This window comes from Thioalkalivibrio sp. ALgr3 (assembly GCF_000377325.1).
GTDB lineage: Bacteria > Pseudomonadota > Gammaproteobacteria > Ectothiorhodospirales > Ectothiorhodospiraceae > Thioalkalivibrio.
The window spans coordinates 135432-150064 of sequence record NZ_KB897978.1 but is presented as its reverse complement, the minus strand read 5'-3'; the positions used below and the strand labels follow the sequence as shown (position 1 = coordinate 150064).

The 14633-nt window shown below is 68.2% G+C and carries 12 protein-coding genes; 7 read left to right on the top strand and 5 right to left on the bottom strand.

All coding sequences use genetic code 11. The features are described from left to right. The first annotated feature begins 93 nt into the window (after nucleotides 1-93). On the top strand, nucleotides 94-2307 hold the full coding sequence (locus C998_RS0105015; RefSeq protein WP_018869767.1) for a bifunctional diguanylate cyclase/phosphodiesterase: 2214 nt from the start codon (nucleotides 94-96) through the stop codon (nucleotides 2305-2307). Here the strand turns inward: C998_RS0105015 and C998_RS0105010 are convergent. From C998_RS0105010 to C998_RS0104990, 5 genes are all read right to left on the bottom strand, one after another. Further along, nucleotides 2264-4705 carry a transporter substrate-binding domain-containing protein gene (locus tag C998_RS0105010; RefSeq protein WP_018869766.1) on the bottom strand — a complete coding sequence of 814 codons (2442 nt, stop codon included), beginning with the start codon at nucleotides 4703-4705 and terminating at the stop codon, nucleotides 2264-2266. The genes C998_RS0105015 and C998_RS0105010 overlap by 44 nt on opposite strands. Before the next feature lie 130 nt (nucleotides 4706-4835). Then, nucleotides 4836-5483: an OmpA family protein gene (locus C998_RS0105005; RefSeq protein WP_018869765.1), complete on the bottom strand. Its 648-nt coding sequence runs from the start codon at nucleotides 5481-5483 to the stop codon at nucleotides 4836-4838. A 285-nt stretch (nucleotides 5484-5768) separates the two neighbouring features. After that, a complete protein-coding gene (groL, locus tag C998_RS0105000; RefSeq protein WP_018869764.1) occupies nucleotides 5769-7436 on the bottom strand; it encodes a chaperonin GroEL in 1668 nt (555 codons plus the stop codon). A gap of 51 nt (nucleotides 7437-7487) precedes the next feature. Then, nucleotides 7488-7778, bottom strand: a complete 291-nt coding sequence (groES, locus tag C998_RS0104995; RefSeq protein WP_018869763.1) for a co-chaperone GroES — start codon at nucleotides 7776-7778, stop codon at nucleotides 7488-7490. 154 nt (nucleotides 7779-7932) lie between these two features. Then, nucleotides 7933-8433, bottom strand: a complete 501-nt coding sequence (locus C998_RS0104990) for an FxsA family protein (RefSeq protein ID WP_018869762.1) — start codon at nucleotides 8431-8433, stop codon at nucleotides 7933-7935. 151 nt (nucleotides 8434-8584) lie between these two features. Here C998_RS0104990 and C998_RS0104985 point away from each other — a divergent pair, with 151 nt between their 5' ends. The 6 genes from C998_RS0104985 (at nucleotide 8585) to C998_RS0104960 (ending at nucleotide 14553) form a co-directional block, all read left to right on the top strand. Next, the gene (locus tag C998_RS0104985; protein WP_018869761.1) at nucleotides 8585-9139 is read left to right on the top strand and encodes a thioredoxin family protein; all 555 of its coding nucleotides are present in this window, start codon (nucleotides 8585-8587) and stop codon (nucleotides 9137-9139) included. Nucleotides 9140-9215: 76 nt separating this feature from the next. Further along, nucleotides 9216-10520: a TolC family protein gene (locus C998_RS0104980; RefSeq protein WP_018869760.1), complete on the top strand. Its 1305-nt coding sequence runs from the start codon at nucleotides 9216-9218 to the stop codon at nucleotides 10518-10520. Next, a complete protein-coding gene (locus C998_RS0104975) occupies nucleotides 10517-11320 on the top strand; it encodes an efflux RND transporter periplasmic adaptor subunit (RefSeq protein WP_018869759.1) in 804 nt (267 codons plus the stop codon). The genes C998_RS0104980 and C998_RS0104975 overlap by 4 nt, the downstream gene beginning before the upstream one ends. Before the next feature lie 34 nt (nucleotides 11321-11354). Then, a complete protein-coding gene (cutA, locus tag C998_RS0104970) occupies nucleotides 11355-11687 on the top strand; it encodes a divalent-cation tolerance protein CutA (protein WP_018869758.1) in 333 nt (110 codons plus the stop codon). After that, the gene (locus C998_RS0104965) at nucleotides 11675-13984 is read left to right on the top strand and encodes a protein-disulfide reductase DsbD (RefSeq protein ID WP_018869757.1); all 2310 of its coding nucleotides are present in this window, start codon (nucleotides 11675-11677) and stop codon (nucleotides 13982-13984) included. Before cutA ends, C998_RS0104965 begins: the two co-directional genes overlap by 13 nt. Further along, entirely contained in the window at nucleotides 13981-14553 is a 573-nt protein-coding gene (locus C998_RS0104960) for a TlpA disulfide reductase family protein (RefSeq protein ID WP_018869756.1), read from the top strand. Before C998_RS0104965 ends, C998_RS0104960 begins: the two co-directional genes overlap by 4 nt. The last annotated feature ends 80 nt before the right edge of the window (nucleotides 14554-14633 follow it).

Below are 14633 nucleotides of genomic sequence, written 5' to 3'. Positions count from 1 at the left end.
CGCCCCGGACCGGGGCTGCGGGCCATGCACCTGTTACGCCGAGATATCCCGTGCGATACTTGCGGGAGCTGCCCCGACATGCCGGAGGGCCCCTTGCCGGATTCCACCGAACCGCCGCTGTTTCGCGACGAGGATCCGCCCGCCGCCGCCACCGAAGAACGCGCCTGGCGGGTGCTGATCATCGACGACGAGCCCGAGGTACACCGCGCGACCCGGTTCGCCCTGGGCGACGTCCGTTTTCAGGGACGCCCGCTCGAGTTCCTCAGCGCCTACTCAGCCGCCGAAGGGCGGCGCGTGCTCCAGCAGCAGGACGACATCGCGCTGGTCTTCCTCGACGTGGTCATGGAGGACGACCACGCCGGACTGGAACTGGTGCGGGGCATCCGCGAGGAGATCGGCAACCGCGACGTGCGCATCGTGCTGCGCACCGGCTACCCGGGACTGGCACCCGAATATCAGGTCATCGCGGATTACGACATTAACGACTACCGGGTGAAGACCGAGCTCAGCGCGGAGCGGCTGTACGCCACCACGCTGGCGGCGCTGCGCGCCTATCGCGACCTGATGATCGTGCACCGCAGCGAGGAAGGCCTGCGCTTCATCGTCGATACCGTGCCCCTGCTGCTGCGCGACCGTGAACGGCGTCGCTTTGCGACCCACATGCTCGAGCAGCTTGCCCGCGCCCTCGACACCGAGCCCTGCGGGGCGGTGGTGGAAGGTACCGAGCCGCCGCGGCTGCTGGCGGCCGCCGGCATCGACGCCAGCCCGGGCGAGGCACTGGGGACCCAGGGTGCGCTGATGCCGGTGCACGCAATCCAGCGCTGCCTGGAACGCGGCATCGGCGACGACGGCGACGGTGACCTGTTCGTCCACCTGGGATCCGGAGAACACGAGGCAACCGCAGTGATCTGGCTGCGGGTCGGGCGGCCGCTGGAGGCGGTGGAACGCCAGCTGCTGCGGGTGTTCAGCATGAACGTGGGAGTCGCCCTGGACAACCTGTCACTGTACGAACGCACCCGCCAGCTCGCCTATTTCGACACGCTGACTGGGCTGGGCAACCGCGCGCTGTTCGCCCAGCAGCTGGATGCCCTGATCCAGCACGATGCGGCACCGGCGCACCCCCTGCGCCTGCAGATCGCGATGGTGAACATCGTGCGCTTTCGCGAGTTCAACTCGGTGCTGGGTCGCGCCGCAGGGGATCGCCTGCTGGTGGCCCTGGGGCAGCGGCTGGTCGAGCATTTCCCCGAGGCCCATGCCGCCGGTCGCATCAGCGGCGACACCTTCGTCCTGCTGCTGCCGGCGGACACCCCGCCGGAACGCCTGTTCCAGGCGACCGCCGATCCCTTCGACATCGTCGACACCCCGCTGCGCCTGGAGATCAGTGCCGGACTCACCCGCTACCCCGAGGACGGCACTGACGCCGAGACCCTGCTGCGCAACGCCGACGTGGCCCTGGGCCTGGCGCGGCGCGACCACCCGGGCGAGATCGCGGCCTATTCGCGTGCCATCGACGAGGGGCTGGCACGTCGCCTGAACCTGCTCCAGGACCTGCGGGGCGCGGTGGAACGCGACGAACTCATGCCGTGGTTCCAGCCCCAGATCGACCTGGCCACCGGCGAGACCGTGGGTGCGGAGGTCCTGCTGCGCTGGCGTCGCCAGGGCGAACTGGTGTCACCTGCGGAGTTCATCCCGATCGCGGAATCCTCCGGTCTGATCCGGCCGATCGGGGAACGAGTGCTGGAACTCGCGCTGGAATACCAGCGTGCGCTGGCCCGTCGCTACGACCGCCCTTGCCGGCTGAGCGTCAACCTGTCCGCGATGCAGCTGGCGGACGAGGGATTTCCCGCCCGCCTGCGCCTGTTGCTGCGCCGCCACGAGCCGCTGGACGCGCCGCTGGAGATGGAGATCACCGAAACCGTGCTGATGGAAGACGTGGACTCCAGCATGGCGAGCCTGGACGCCCTGCGCGAGCTGGGCCTGGAGCTGGCGATCGACGACTTCGGCACCGGCTACTCGTCCCTGGCCTATCTGCGGCGCGTGCGTCCCGACCGCCTGAAGATCGACCGCGCCTTCATCACCCCGCTGGAGACCAGCGAGGACGCGCGCAGCATCACCCGCGCGATCATCGAGCTGGGGCATCATCTGGGCATGCGGGTGATCGCCGAAGGGGTGGAGACCCCGGCGCAGCGCGACCTGCTGCTGAGCATGGGCTGCGACGAGGGGCAGGGCTTTCTGTGGGCCCCGGCCCTGCCCGCCGACGAATTCAGTTCGTGGCAGGCCCGCCCCGCCGGGGGAGACGCAGGATGAAGCGGGCGCCCTGACCCGGCTCGCTCTCCACTCGCACGCTGCCGCCCAGGCGCCCGGTCACCTGGTTCCAGACGATGTGCAGACCGAGCCCGCTGCCGCCCTGTGAGCGGCGGCTCGTGAAGAAGGGCTCGAACACCCGCGCACGCGTCGCGGCATCCATGCCCTGCCCCTCGTCGGCGCACTCGATCTCCACCCAATCGTTGTCCTGCACCCGGCCACGCAGCCATACCCGGCAGCCCTCCGGACAGGCATGCTCCTCGACGTTGATCAGCAGGTTGGTCAGGATCTGCGACAGGGACCCCGGCCAGGAATCAAGGATCACGCCTTCCGGAATCGCGTTCGCCACCTCGATCCCGGCGCGGGACAGACGCGGTGACAGCCCGTGCAGCACCTCGTCGACAAAGCCGCGCAGTTCGAATTCGCGCCGTTCGTCGCGCTGGCGGTCCACCGCCACCTGCTTGAAGTCGCGCACCAGACCGGCGGCGCGTTCGAGGTTCCAGGCCACGATGTCGTGGCCTTCACGCGCGCGTTCCAGCAGCCGCTCCAGATCGGAACGGGTCATCTCGCCCGCGGTGTAGCGCCGCTGCAACGTGTCCAGATCCGACTTGAGCTGCGAATCCGTGGTCATCGCCACGCCCAGCGGGGTGTTGATCTCGTGTGCCACGCCGGCCACCAGGGAACCCAGTGCCGCCATCTTCTCCGATTCGACCAGCTGCGCCTGGGCGGCCTCCAGATCGGCATAGGCCCGGCGCAGGCGGCGATTGAAATACAGCACGATGGCAAGGATCACCAGGGCGACCCCGGCGACCAGGGCGGCCAGCCGCAGGGCCCGCCCCCAGTCGATGTCCTCTTCGATGGTGATCGTGGTCCAGCGCTGCTGGATCGCCGCCGCCTCGGCCGGGGTCACGCTGTCCAGTCCCCGGTCGAGGATCTCGCGCAGGCGCTCCTCGCCGGGCTGCACCGCGAGGCGCAGGCGCTCGTCCGCGCCCTCGACGGTGGAAGCGACCTCCAGCAGTCCGGCGTAGCGCGCCCTGACCGGCCCCGCCACCACGAGCAGGTTGTCCAGCGCGACCTCGGCGTCGCCATCGGCCACCGCCCGCAGCACCGCATCGGTGGAGGGGCGCTCGACAATCTCCGCGTCCGGCTGCTCACGCCGCAGATCGGCCAGCATCCCCGAATCGGCCAGCACCGCGACCCGCCGACCCGCCAGATCCGACAGTGAGCCGACGGACGGGCCGTCCACCGTGGTCACCAGCGCCAGCGGGATCTCCAGATAGGGACGGGTGAAGTCCATGAATTCATCGCGTTCCGGGGTTTGCTGCACGCTGGTCAGCAAATCGACCTCGCCGTCCCGGAACAGGCGCACGGCCTCGCTCCAGGATTCCACCGGGACATGCTCGAAGACCAGCCCGGTGCGTTCCGCCACGTGCCGGAGGAAGTCCGCGCTGATCCCCCGATGCTGGCCCTCGGGGCCGAGGTCGTCGAACGGCGGCCAGTCCGGGGTGGCGGCGTAGCGGATTGCGCCGTGCTCGCCCAGCCAGGCGCGCTCCTCGTCGGTCAGCTCGACCAGCCGTCCGGTGCCCCAGGCCGTCACTGCGTCCGCCATCCACGGACGCCGAAGCTCGGCGTGGGTGCGATCATCCATCGCCTCCAGTTCCCGGTCGAGCGTATCCCGCAGCGCCGCATCCTCCGGCCCGGTCACGAAACGCAGCGAACCGGTGGCGAAGGGCAGTGGCCCGCGCACCTGCAGGTTGGCGAGGCCATGGCGTTCCGCGACCCAGGCCATCACCAGCAGGCTGCCGGCCCATGCCTCCACCTCGCCGGTCGCCACGGCCCGCAGCGCGGTCTCGGCGTCCGCAAAACGCTGCAGATCGATCTGCGGATGGGCGTCGGGGATCAGCTGATCCAGGGCGTGACCGCATTCGACCGCGAGGCTGCGGCCCGCGAGGTCCTCCAGACGGCGCAGGTCCTCCGTGTCCCGCCGGGTGACCAGAACGACGGGATTGTCGACATAGCTTTCGGTGTAGTTCAGCGCTTCGGCGCGGCCCTCGACCCGCGCGAAGGAGCCCGCGACGTCCGCGTCTCCGGTCTCCACCGCCTCCAGGACCGCGTCCCAGTCCGGGACCACCACGGTCTCCAGCTCACGACCCTGGCGCTGGGCGATCAGGCGCAGGTAATCCGAGGTCAGCCCGGACCACTCGCCCCGATGGTCGAGATACTCGAACGGGGGCCAGCCCGTCTCGGCCACGGCCACCCGCCACGGCTCGTCCGCAGCGTGCGCGGGGACGGCCGACAGCAGCAGCCCGGCCAGCAGCCAGGCGAGCGCAAAGAAAGCCGCGTCCGACCGGAAGCAGATGGTACGGCGCGAATTCGGACCCCGGCGGAATGCGCTTGGCATGACCCTCCCTGTCGCGGCAGCGGACGACGCGCGCTCGGCGGTCATCGCGATTTTCCGGGAGCGTACACAAAAAAACCCCCGACCGCGAAAGCGGCCGGGGGTCCGGCACTCCGATCCGGAGCGGGGTCGATCAGTCGACCCGGCGCTCCACGTCGGAGGTCACTTCCACGCGACGGTTGGCCTCGCGGCCTTCACGGGTGGAGTTGTCCGCGGTGGGACGGTCTTCGCCATGCCCCATGGACTCGATGTCGCTCTCGCGGATGCCCTCGGAAGCGAGGAAGTCCGCCACGGTCTGCGCGCGACGCTCGGACAGGCCCTGGTTGTAGTCCGCCGGACCGATCGTGCAGGTGTGACCTTCAACCAGCACGGAGGTGTAGGAGGCACCGTCGGCGGTCAGGTCGGCCACCAGGTCACGCAGCTCGGCACGGCCTTCGGAACGCAGCTCGGCGCTGTCGAATTCGAACAGCACTTCGGCGCTCAGGGTCGTGGTTTCGAATTCCGGCTCGGGGCTCGGGGCCGGAGCGGGTTCCGGATCCGGCTCGGGCGCTTCGGCGGTTTCTTCGATGTAGCCGGCGCACTGCGAATGGCGCACGTACTCGGGCGCCCAGCTCGAGGTGCGCACGCACTCGCCGGAACCGTCGATGACCACGGCACCGGAGGAGTCGGTGACGTTGGCGGCGGGGGTGGAGTGGCTGCCCGCCACGGCCTGGCCGGCCGCGCCGAACATGAGCGAGGCCACCGAGGCGGCCAGCAGGTTCTTGACAAGCTTCTGATTCATTCTTTGCCTCCTTGGAGAAACGATGACGACGGATTGCGGGAATTCAGGAAGCGACGCCTGCACACCGATCCCGGCCCTATCCGGACGGAAGGACGGCTCACGGCCCGGACCCTCCACATCGCCTTGATAGTGGCACACCATTCACGGTTTTGCACGCAATCAAACGTGGATTCTGTCTCGGTGTCACAACGCTGTGCCATACATGAGACATTTTGACGTCGACTCCATCAAAAAGACCCCGCCGAAGCGGGGTCCCGGGGGCTGGCCGGTGAAGCCGGGCCGGCATTACATCATGCCACCCATGCCTCCCATGCCGCCCATGCCGCCCATGGCGCCCATGTCGTCACCGCCGCCACCGCCGGCGTTGTCGTCGCTCTTCGGCAGATCGGCCACCATCGCCTCGGTGGTGATGATCAGGGCCGCGACCGATGCCGCGTTCTGCAGCGCCGAACGGGTCACCTTGGTCGGATCCAGGATGCCCATGTCGATCATGTCGCCGAAGTCGCCGGTTGCGGCGTTGTAGCCGTAGTTGCCCTCGCCTTCCAGCACCTGGTTGAGGACCACGGACGGCTCGTCACCGGTGTTGTAGACGATCTGGCGCAGCGGCTCTTCCATCGCGCGGCGGGCGATGTTGATACCGGCGTTCTGCTCCTCGTTGTCGGTCTTGAGGTCGCGGATGGCATTGCAGGCCCGCAGCAGGGCGGTACCACCGCCGGGCACCACGCCTTCCTCGACCGCCGCACGCGTGGCGTGCAGGGCGTCCTCGACGCGCGCCTTCTTCTCCTTCATCTCGACCTCGGTGGCCGCGCCGACCTTGATCACCGCAACACCGCCGGCCAGCTTGGCCACGCGTTCCTGCAGCTTTTCCTTGTCGTAGTCGGAGGTGGCTTCCTCGATCTGCTTGCGGATCTGGGCGACACGACCCTGGATGTCGTCGTTGTTGCCCATGCCGTCGATGATGGTGGTGTTTTCCTTGGACACCTGCACCTTCTTGGCGCGGCCCAGATCTTCCACCGTGGCCTTCTCCAGCGACAGGCCGACCTCTTCGGAGATCACCTGGCCGCCGGTCAGCACGGCGATGTCCTGCAGCATGGCCTTGCGGCGATCACCGAAGCCCGGGGCCTTCACCGCGGCGACCTTGACGATGCCGCGCATGGCGTTGACCACCAGCGTGGCCAGGGCCTCGCCTTCGATGTCCTCGGCGATGATCAGCAGCGGCTTGCTGTTCTGGGCGACGCCTTCCAGCACCGGCAGCAGTTCGCGGATGTTGGAGATCTTCTTGTCGACCAGCAGGATGTAGGCGTCATCCAGTTCGGCGCTCATGCTCTGCTGGTTGTTGACGAAGTACGGCGAGAGGTAGCCGCGGTCGAACTGCATGCCTTCGACCACGTCCAGTTCGTTCTCCAGCGAGGAGCCTTCCTCGACCGTGATCACGCCTTCCTTGCCGACCTTGTCCATCGCGTCGGCGATGATCTCGCCCACGGCGGTATCCGAGTTGGCGGAGATGGAGCCGACCTGGGCCACGGCCTTGTGCTCGGTGCACGGCTTGGACAGGTTCTTCAGCTCTTCGGTGGCGGAGGTCACGGCCTTCTCGATGCCACGCTTGAGGTCCATCGGGTTCATGCCGGCGGTCACGGCCTTCATGCCTTCGTGCACGATGGACTGGGCCAGCACGGTCGCGGTGGTGGTGCCGTCACCGGCGCTGTCGGAGGTCTGCGAGGAGACTTCCTTGACCAGCTGGGCGCCCATGTTCTCGAACTTGTCTTCCAGCTCGATTTCCTTGGCCACGGACACGCCGTCCTTGGTCACGGTCGGGGCGCCAAAGGCCTTGTCGAGCACCACGTTGCGGCCCTTCGGACCGAGGGTGACCTTCACGGCGTTGGCGAGGGTGTTCACACCCTTGGCCATGCGGGTACGGGCATCGTTGCCAAAGCGGACTTCTTTTGCACTCATGTCGGATTCTGCTCCTGAAATTGAATAAAACTACGTGACGCGAATGCGGGCTCAGCCCTCGATGACGGCCATGATGTCGTCTTCGCGCATCACCAGGACTTCTTCGCCGTCGACCTTGACCTCGGTGCCGGAGTACTTGCCGAACAGCACCTTGTCGCCGGCCTTGATGTCCAGCGCGCGCTTCTCGCCGTTCTCCAGGATCTTGCCGTTGCCCACGGCCACAACTTCACCGCGGATCGGCTTTTCGGCCGCCGAATCCGGGATCACGATGCCGCCGGGCGTGGTGCGTTCTTCTTCCATGCGCTTCACAATCACGCGATCGTGCAAAGGCCGCAGATTCATGGTGGAAACTCCTTTCTGTCTGTTCATAACAGGGGTCTGAGGGAACCGGATGGATGCCCTGTTAGCAGCCACCCGCAACGAGTGCTAATCATAGGGGCGAACGAACACGAGTCAAGAGCACGGAAACGCGTCCGGGAGGGGCCGGGGATTCCCCTCAGCGACGCCGATCGTCGTCGCCGGAATCGTGGTCGAGCACGTCGCGGCCGCCGGCCTCGTCATCGTGCCGGCGGAACTCGCCCTCGATCGGGCCGCCGGCATCATGGCCGGGCCCCTGGAACGGGCCGCTCCGCGCCCGCACCAGACCGCGGCGCAGGATGCCCGCGGCAATCAACCGGCGCAGTGGTGGCACCAGCAGCACCGCGCCGGCCGCATCGGAGAAGAACCCCGGGACCAGCAGGAGCACCGCGGCCGCCATCAGCAGCCAGCCCTCCAGCAGGCCGCGCGCAGGGACCTCGCCGCGCGCCAGGCTCTGCTGCAGCCGCCGCCAGTGGTAGAAACCCTGCACCCGGAACAGCACGATCCCGCCGACCGCGGTCGCCACGACCAGCGCCACTGTGGCGAGCGCACCGACGGCATCCCCGACCCAGGCGAACCCGAAGATCTCGAGCAGGATGAAACCGAGAAAGACCAGAAGCGGTAACAGGGGATTGCGCATCGCGAGGAGGATTCGACAAAGAGGGGATCATTGGAGCACGTCACGGGTACGGGTGTCGATTCGGCCGGGTTCCCTTGCCGTGACCCCGGAATTTAGCGACCCTCCCCTGCGTCTCAATGACAGAAGACGCCCACCGGAGAAAGGAGGCCACATGAAACGCAGCCCGCTGTCCCAACGAGTGATTCCGGTCCTGCTGCTGACCCTCGCGTTCATGCTGGCCGGAACGGCCGTCGCCCAGGACGACCCGCGTGATCCGGAAGAACACTTCTTCCAGCCGACCTTCGGCGATTTCCAGGAGGAGCTCGAGCTCGCCCGCGAGGAAGGCAAGAAGGGCATCCTGATCTTCTTCGAGATGGATGCCTGTCCGTTCTGTCATCGGATGAAGAACCAGGTACTCAATCAGCCGCAGGTGCAGGACTACTACCGCGAACACTTCGCCATCTTCAGCGTGGACATCGAAGGCGACGTCGAGATCACCAACTTCGACGGCGAGACCCGGCGGATGGCCGATTTCGCCACGCGCGACTTCCGTGTGCGCGCCACGCCGGTCTTTCAGTTCTTCGACCTGGACGGCGAACCGGTCCACCGCTTTACCGGGGCCACCCGCGATGCGGACGAATTCCTGACCCTGGGGCGTTTTGTCGCCGAGGGGCACCACGAAGAAACCAACTTCAATCGCTTCCGCCGCGAGCAGCGCGGCCGCTGAACGCAAAGGAGCGGACATGACTCCTCGTCTCCCTGTCCGGGGGCGCCGTGCCGGCGCCCTCCTGACGGCGTGCCTCGTGCTGGCCGTCGGCACGGGCGGTCCCGCGTCGGCCGAGGTGGTGCCGGACATCGAGCCGCTGCCCCAGCCCCTGCGGCTGCAGCATGCCATCGAGGCGGTGAATGCGATGCACCCCCGCGTGCAGCAGGCCCGCGCCCGACGCGAAGCGGCCGAAGCGGAGCTGGAAGCCACGCGCGCCGACCGTGACCTGCGCGTGGACGCGCGGCTGGAAGCCCGCTGGATCGAGCCCAACGACAACATCGCCGACGACCGCAACAACGACTCGCGGGCGACCCTGGTCGCGCGCAAGCTGCTGAGCGACTTCGGCCACTCCCGGGCGCGCGAGGAGGCCGGGGCCAGCGCGCTGGAGGCCGCGCGCCAGGAGGAGTGGCTGGCGTTCGCCCGACACCGCCTGGAGGTCCTGGAGCGCTACTTCGACGTGGTCCTCGCCGATCTGGCCTTCGCCCGAGACACCGAAGCGATGGCCTCCGCATTCGTAACACTCGAACGCATGCAGGAGCGCAACGAGCTGGGCCAGGTCTCCGACATCGACCTGTTCGAGGCGGAAGCGGACTACCAGGAACACTTCACCCAGCGGCAACGCTCGCTGTACCGCCAGCAGCGCAGCCGCGCGGAGCTGGCCGAGGCCCTGCATCACCGCGGACGCCCGCCGGCCGACGTCCTCGGCCCGCCGCTGCCGCTGGACCTGCCCGAGCTTCCGGAGCTGCGCAGCCTGCTGGCGGACCTGGAGTCCGGCAGCCCGGCCCTGGCCGCCGAACGCCAGCGGGTCGAGGCCGCCACCGGCCGCGTGCAGGCGGCCCGCAGTGAAAGCCGTCCCCGGCTGTATGCCGAGGCCGAGACCGGCTACTGGAACAAGGAGTTCGGCGGAGACCGCAACCCCTTCGCCGCCGCGCTGGTACTGGAGGTCCCGCTGTTCGAGGGGCGCCGCGGCGATGCCCGCGTCGGCCGCGCGGTGGCCCAGCGCCGGGAAGCCGAGGCCGAACGCGACCACGCCATGATCCGGGCCCGCAACCGGGTGCGTGAACTGGTTCACGAAATCCGGACCCTGGAGGTACAGCGGGACGAGGCGCTGGCACGCATGGACTACCGCGACCTCTACATCAGCCGGGCTCGCTATCTCTATCAGATGGAAGACGAGGCCGACCTCGGCGACTCCATGGTCCAGCAGAGCGCGGCCGCGCATTTCAATGCCCGCACCGAATTCGAGCTGGCCCTCGCCTACGAACGCCTTGCCCTGCTGACCGGCCGCGAAGACCTGAGTCCGTTCGCCGCCGACGCCACCGCCTTTGGAGGGACCCCATGAACACCCGCATTCACACCATCCCACACACCACCCGGCGAGCGATCGGCGCGAGCCTCGCGCTCTTGTTGCTGAGCCCGGCCGCGGGCGCCCAGACTGTGGACGCGGAGCTCGCCTGGAGCGAGCAGTACCGGATCACCGCGCCCGTCGCGGGCCAGGTCCGGGAGATCGGGGTCCGGCCCGGCGACCGGGTGATGGAAGATGACACCCTGTTCCGCATCGACGATCGCCGGGCCCGTGCGGAACTGTCCGCAGCGCAGGCCGAGGTCGAACGCCTGGAGCTGGAAGCCTCGGAAACCGAACGCGAACTGCGCAAGGCCCGCGACCTGTACGACCAGACCCTGATCGCCGAGCGCGAACTGGAACTGGCCCGAATCGACCACACCGCGGCCGAATCGCGCCTGACCGAGGCCCGCGCCCGGGTCCGCCAGGCCCGCGCGGACGTGCACGACACCGAGATCGCCGCGCCCGGAGAGGGCCGCGTGCTGCGCCTGGACGTCACCCGCAACGAATACGTGAACCCCGCGCTGGTTCCGCCGGTTCTCGCGGTGATCGGACGCGACGACCCGATGCATGCACGCGGCCGCGTGGACGCGGATACCGCCGCACGCCTGGAACCCGGGCACCCGGTCACCGTCATCCTGAACGACACCCGCGTCGACGGCCGGGTGGAGCACGTGGACTGGGAGCGCAGCGGCGAAGAGGACGCCCCCGCCTATCGTCTGCGGGTCGAGTTCACGCCCCCGGAGGGCCTCGCCCCGCGGGCGGGCCAGGCGGCACGGATCGAACTCGGCCTGGAATGAGCATCCGGACTGAACCAGGAGGACGCACTTCACCATGAGCGAACCCGACCCCGCACCGGCCTGGCTGGTCATCACCACGCTGGACGATGCCGACGCCGCCGAACGCCTGGCCGGCCACCTGGTCGAGGCCGGCCGCGCCGCCTGCGTGCACATGCTCCCGCCCGGCCGCTCGATCTATCAGTGGCAGGGCCGCATCGAGGTCGACAGCGAAGTCACCCTGCTGATCAAGACCTCGCGCGAGGCCTGGCCCGAACTTCGGGCCACCCTGCACGATCAACATCCGTACGACACGCCCGAAATCATCGCCCTGCCGATCGAGGACGGACTGCCCGACTACCTGAACTGGATCCGCGAATGCACCCGATGAACCTCCGTTACTGGCTTGCCGCCCTGTTCACCGCGCTGTTGCTGCTGCCCGGAGTGGCCGCGGCACAGTTCGGCATGGACGACGACCTGCTCGACCCGGACGACGCCTTCGCGATCAGTGCCGAGGCGGTGGATGAATCCACCATCCGTCTGACCTGGGACATCGCGGACGAGTACTACATGTACCGCGAGCAGTTCGAGTTCGAACCGGAAAGCCCCGGCCTGGAACTGGGCGATCCGGCGATCCCGGACGGCGAGATCAAGGAAGACGAGTTCTTCGGGCGGGTCGAGACCTATCGCGGCGAGGTCAGCATCGAGCTGCCGGTACTGGCCGCCGAAAACGAGACCATCGAGCTGACCGCACGCTCGCAGGGCTGCGCGGATGCCGGCATCTGTTACCCGCCGCATTTCCAGACCGTGTCGATCACCCTGCCGGGCCTGCCGGGTGACGCCGAGGCCGACACCGCGGCGGCCGGGGAAGGCGCACTGGACGAGCTCGGCCAGATGTCCGGCGACCTCGCCGGGGACGAGGACCTGCTCGACCCCGAGGATGCGTTCGCCGCCTCCGCCGAGGCGATCAGCCAGAACGCCGTGGTGCTGCGCTTCGACATCGCCGACGGCTACTATCTCTACCGCGACCAGCTGGACGTGCGCGTCGCCGAAGGGGAAGGCATCGAGCTGGGCAACATCAGCCCGCCGGACGGCGAACTGCACGAAGACGAGTTCTTCGGCGAGACCCGCATCTTCCGCGACGAGGTGGAGATCCTGGTGCCGGTGCAGCGCGATGCCGACGACGTCGCCGACATCGTGCTGGCGGTGGACTACCAGGGCTGTGCGGACGCGGGTATCTGCTACCCGCCGCTGACCCAGGAGGTCGCGGTCAGCTTTGCCTCCGATCTGGCCGAGGAGGCCGACCCGTCGGCCATGCCCGATGAAGGCGAAGCCGCACCCGAGGACGAGGACGCCGTCGCCCCGCCGGCCTCGGAACAGGACCGCATCGCGGCGCAGCTGGCCGACGGGCGCGTGTGGCTGGTGGCCCTGGCGTTCTTCGGCTTCGGCCTGCTGCTGACCTTCACGCCCTGCGTGTTCCCGATGATCCCGATCCTGTCCAACATCATCCTCGGCCAGAAGGAGATGAACACCCGCAAGGCGTTCTTCATCTCGCTGGTGTTCGTGCTCGCGATGGCGCTCACCTATACCGTGGCCGGGGTGCTGGCGGGCATGGCCGGGGCCAACCTGCAGGCCGCCTTCCAGAATCCCTGGATTATCGGCACCTTCGTCGCCATCTTCGTCGCGCTGGCGATGTCGATGTTCGGCTTCTACGACCTGCAGATGCCCGCGGGCGTGCAGAGCAAGCTGTCGAACATCAGCAATCGCCAGGAGGGCGGCACCCTGTTCGGCGCCGGTGTCATGGGCTTTCTCTCGGCCCTGATCGTCGGGCCGTGCGTCACCGCGCCGCTGCTGGGGGCCCTGCTCTACATCAGCCAGACCGGCGACGCCGTGCTGGGCGGGATCGCGCTGTTCTCCCTGAGCATGGGCATGGGCGCCCCCCTGCTGGCGATCGGCACCTCGGCCGGACGCCTGCTGCCGAAGGCCGGCCCGTGGATGGATACCATCAAGGCGGTGTTCGGCGTGGGCCTGCTGGCCATGGGCATCTGGCTGCTGGAACGGGTCATCCCGGGCGAAGTGGCGATGTTCCTGTGGGCTACCCTGTTCATCGTGGTCGCGGTGTACATGGGGGCGCTGCAGAGTCTGCCCGAAGGCAAGTCCGGCTGGCACACCCTGTGGAAGGGGCTCGGCCTGGTGATCCTGATCTACGGCATCCTGCTGATGCTGGGGGCGGCCACCGGCGGCAAGGACATGACCCGCCCGCTGGCCACCCTCAGTCAGCCCGCCGTCACCACCGCGGACGGCGGACCGACGGAGATGGAGTTCACCTACATCGACAGCCTGGAAGACCTCGAACGGGAGGTGGCGGAGGCCGCCTCACGCGGCGAACCGGTGTTCGTGGACTTCTATGCCGACTGGTGCGTGGACTGCGTACGCCTGGAACGCACCACCTTCCAGGACCCGCAGGTCATCCGCGCCACCGCGGATGTCCATCTGCTGAAGGCCGACGTCACCGACAACACCTCGGAGCACCGCGAACTGATGCAGCACTTCGAGCTGTTCGGCCCGCCGGCGATGGTCTTCTACGACCGCGACGGCGAACCGCTGCCGCAGTTTCGCCGCGTCGGTTACCTCAACGCCGAGGCCTTCCTCGAGCACCTGGACAATGCCCTGGGGGTGCGCCCGTGAACGGGAACCGCTGGTGGCTGGCACTGGCCATCGGGCTGTGCGCCCCGGCCCTGACCGCCTGCCTGGATAACGACCGGTCCGGCGACACCGCGACCGGCGGCGACCCGGATGTCGATGCCGCCGACGTCGCGGGGCCGGAGGACACCCCGACCGGCGAGTCGCGCGTCGACTTCACCCTGCCGGACCTGGACGGCGAGGAGCAGGCCTTCAACCAGTGGGACGACGACCTGGTGGTACTCAACTTCTGGGCCACCTGGTGCCCGCCCTGCAAGAAGGAAATGCCGCTCTTTCAGGAAACCTGGGAAGAATACCGGGACGAGGACTTCAACATCGTCGCGGTCGCGGTGGACGAACAGTCGGCCACCGAGCAGTTCGTCGCCACCTACGGCATCGAATTCCCGATCCTGATCGGGCAGGACGAGGCCATGCAGATCCAGACCGAATACGGCAACCGGATCGGGGCCCTGCCCTACACCGTGGTCATCGATCGTGACGGGACCGTGCGCGAGACCCACCGCGGCGAGGTTACCGAAAACGACCTGAACGGCTGGCTGGAGCAATACCTCTGACCCGCGCGGGCACGCTCCGGCGCACGGCGAAGGTGCTGGACACCCCGCGCGCCCTGCGGCAGAATCGCGGCCATGGATTC

Bases quoted from the DNA above. Each gene is read 5' to 3' on its own strand.
- C998_RS0105010 (WP_018869766.1), bottom strand. From the start codon at position 4,705: ATGCCAAGCGCATTCCGCCGGGGTCCGAATTCGCGCCGTACCATCTGC.
- C998_RS0105005 (WP_018869765.1), bottom strand. From the start codon at position 5,483: ATGAATCAGAAGCTTGTCAAGAACCTGCTGGCCGCCTCGGTGGCCTCG.
- groL (WP_018869764.1), bottom strand. From the start codon at position 7,436: ATGAGTGCAAAAGAAGTCCGCTTTGGCAACGATGCCCGTACCCGCATG.
- groES (WP_018869763.1), bottom strand. From the start codon at position 7,778: ATGAATCTGCGGCCTTTGCACGATCGCGTGATTGTGAAGCGCATGGAA.
- C998_RS0104990 (WP_018869762.1), bottom strand. From the start codon at position 8,433: ATGCGCAATCCCCTGTTACCGCTTCTGGTCTTTCTCGGTTTCATCCTG.
- C998_RS0104985 (WP_018869761.1), top strand. From the start codon at position 8,585: ATGAAACGCAGCCCGCTGTCCCAACGAGTGATTCCGGTCCTGCTGCTG.
- C998_RS0104975 (WP_018869759.1), top strand. From the start codon at position 10,517: ATGAACACCCGCATTCACACCATCCCACACACCACCCGGCGAGCGATC.
- cutA (WP_018869758.1), top strand. From the start codon at position 11,355: ATGAGCGAACCCGACCCCGCACCGGCCTGGCTGGTCATCACCACGCTG.
- C998_RS0104965 (WP_018869757.1), top strand. From the start codon at position 11,675: ATGCACCCGATGAACCTCCGTTACTGGCTTGCCGCCCTGTTCACCGCG.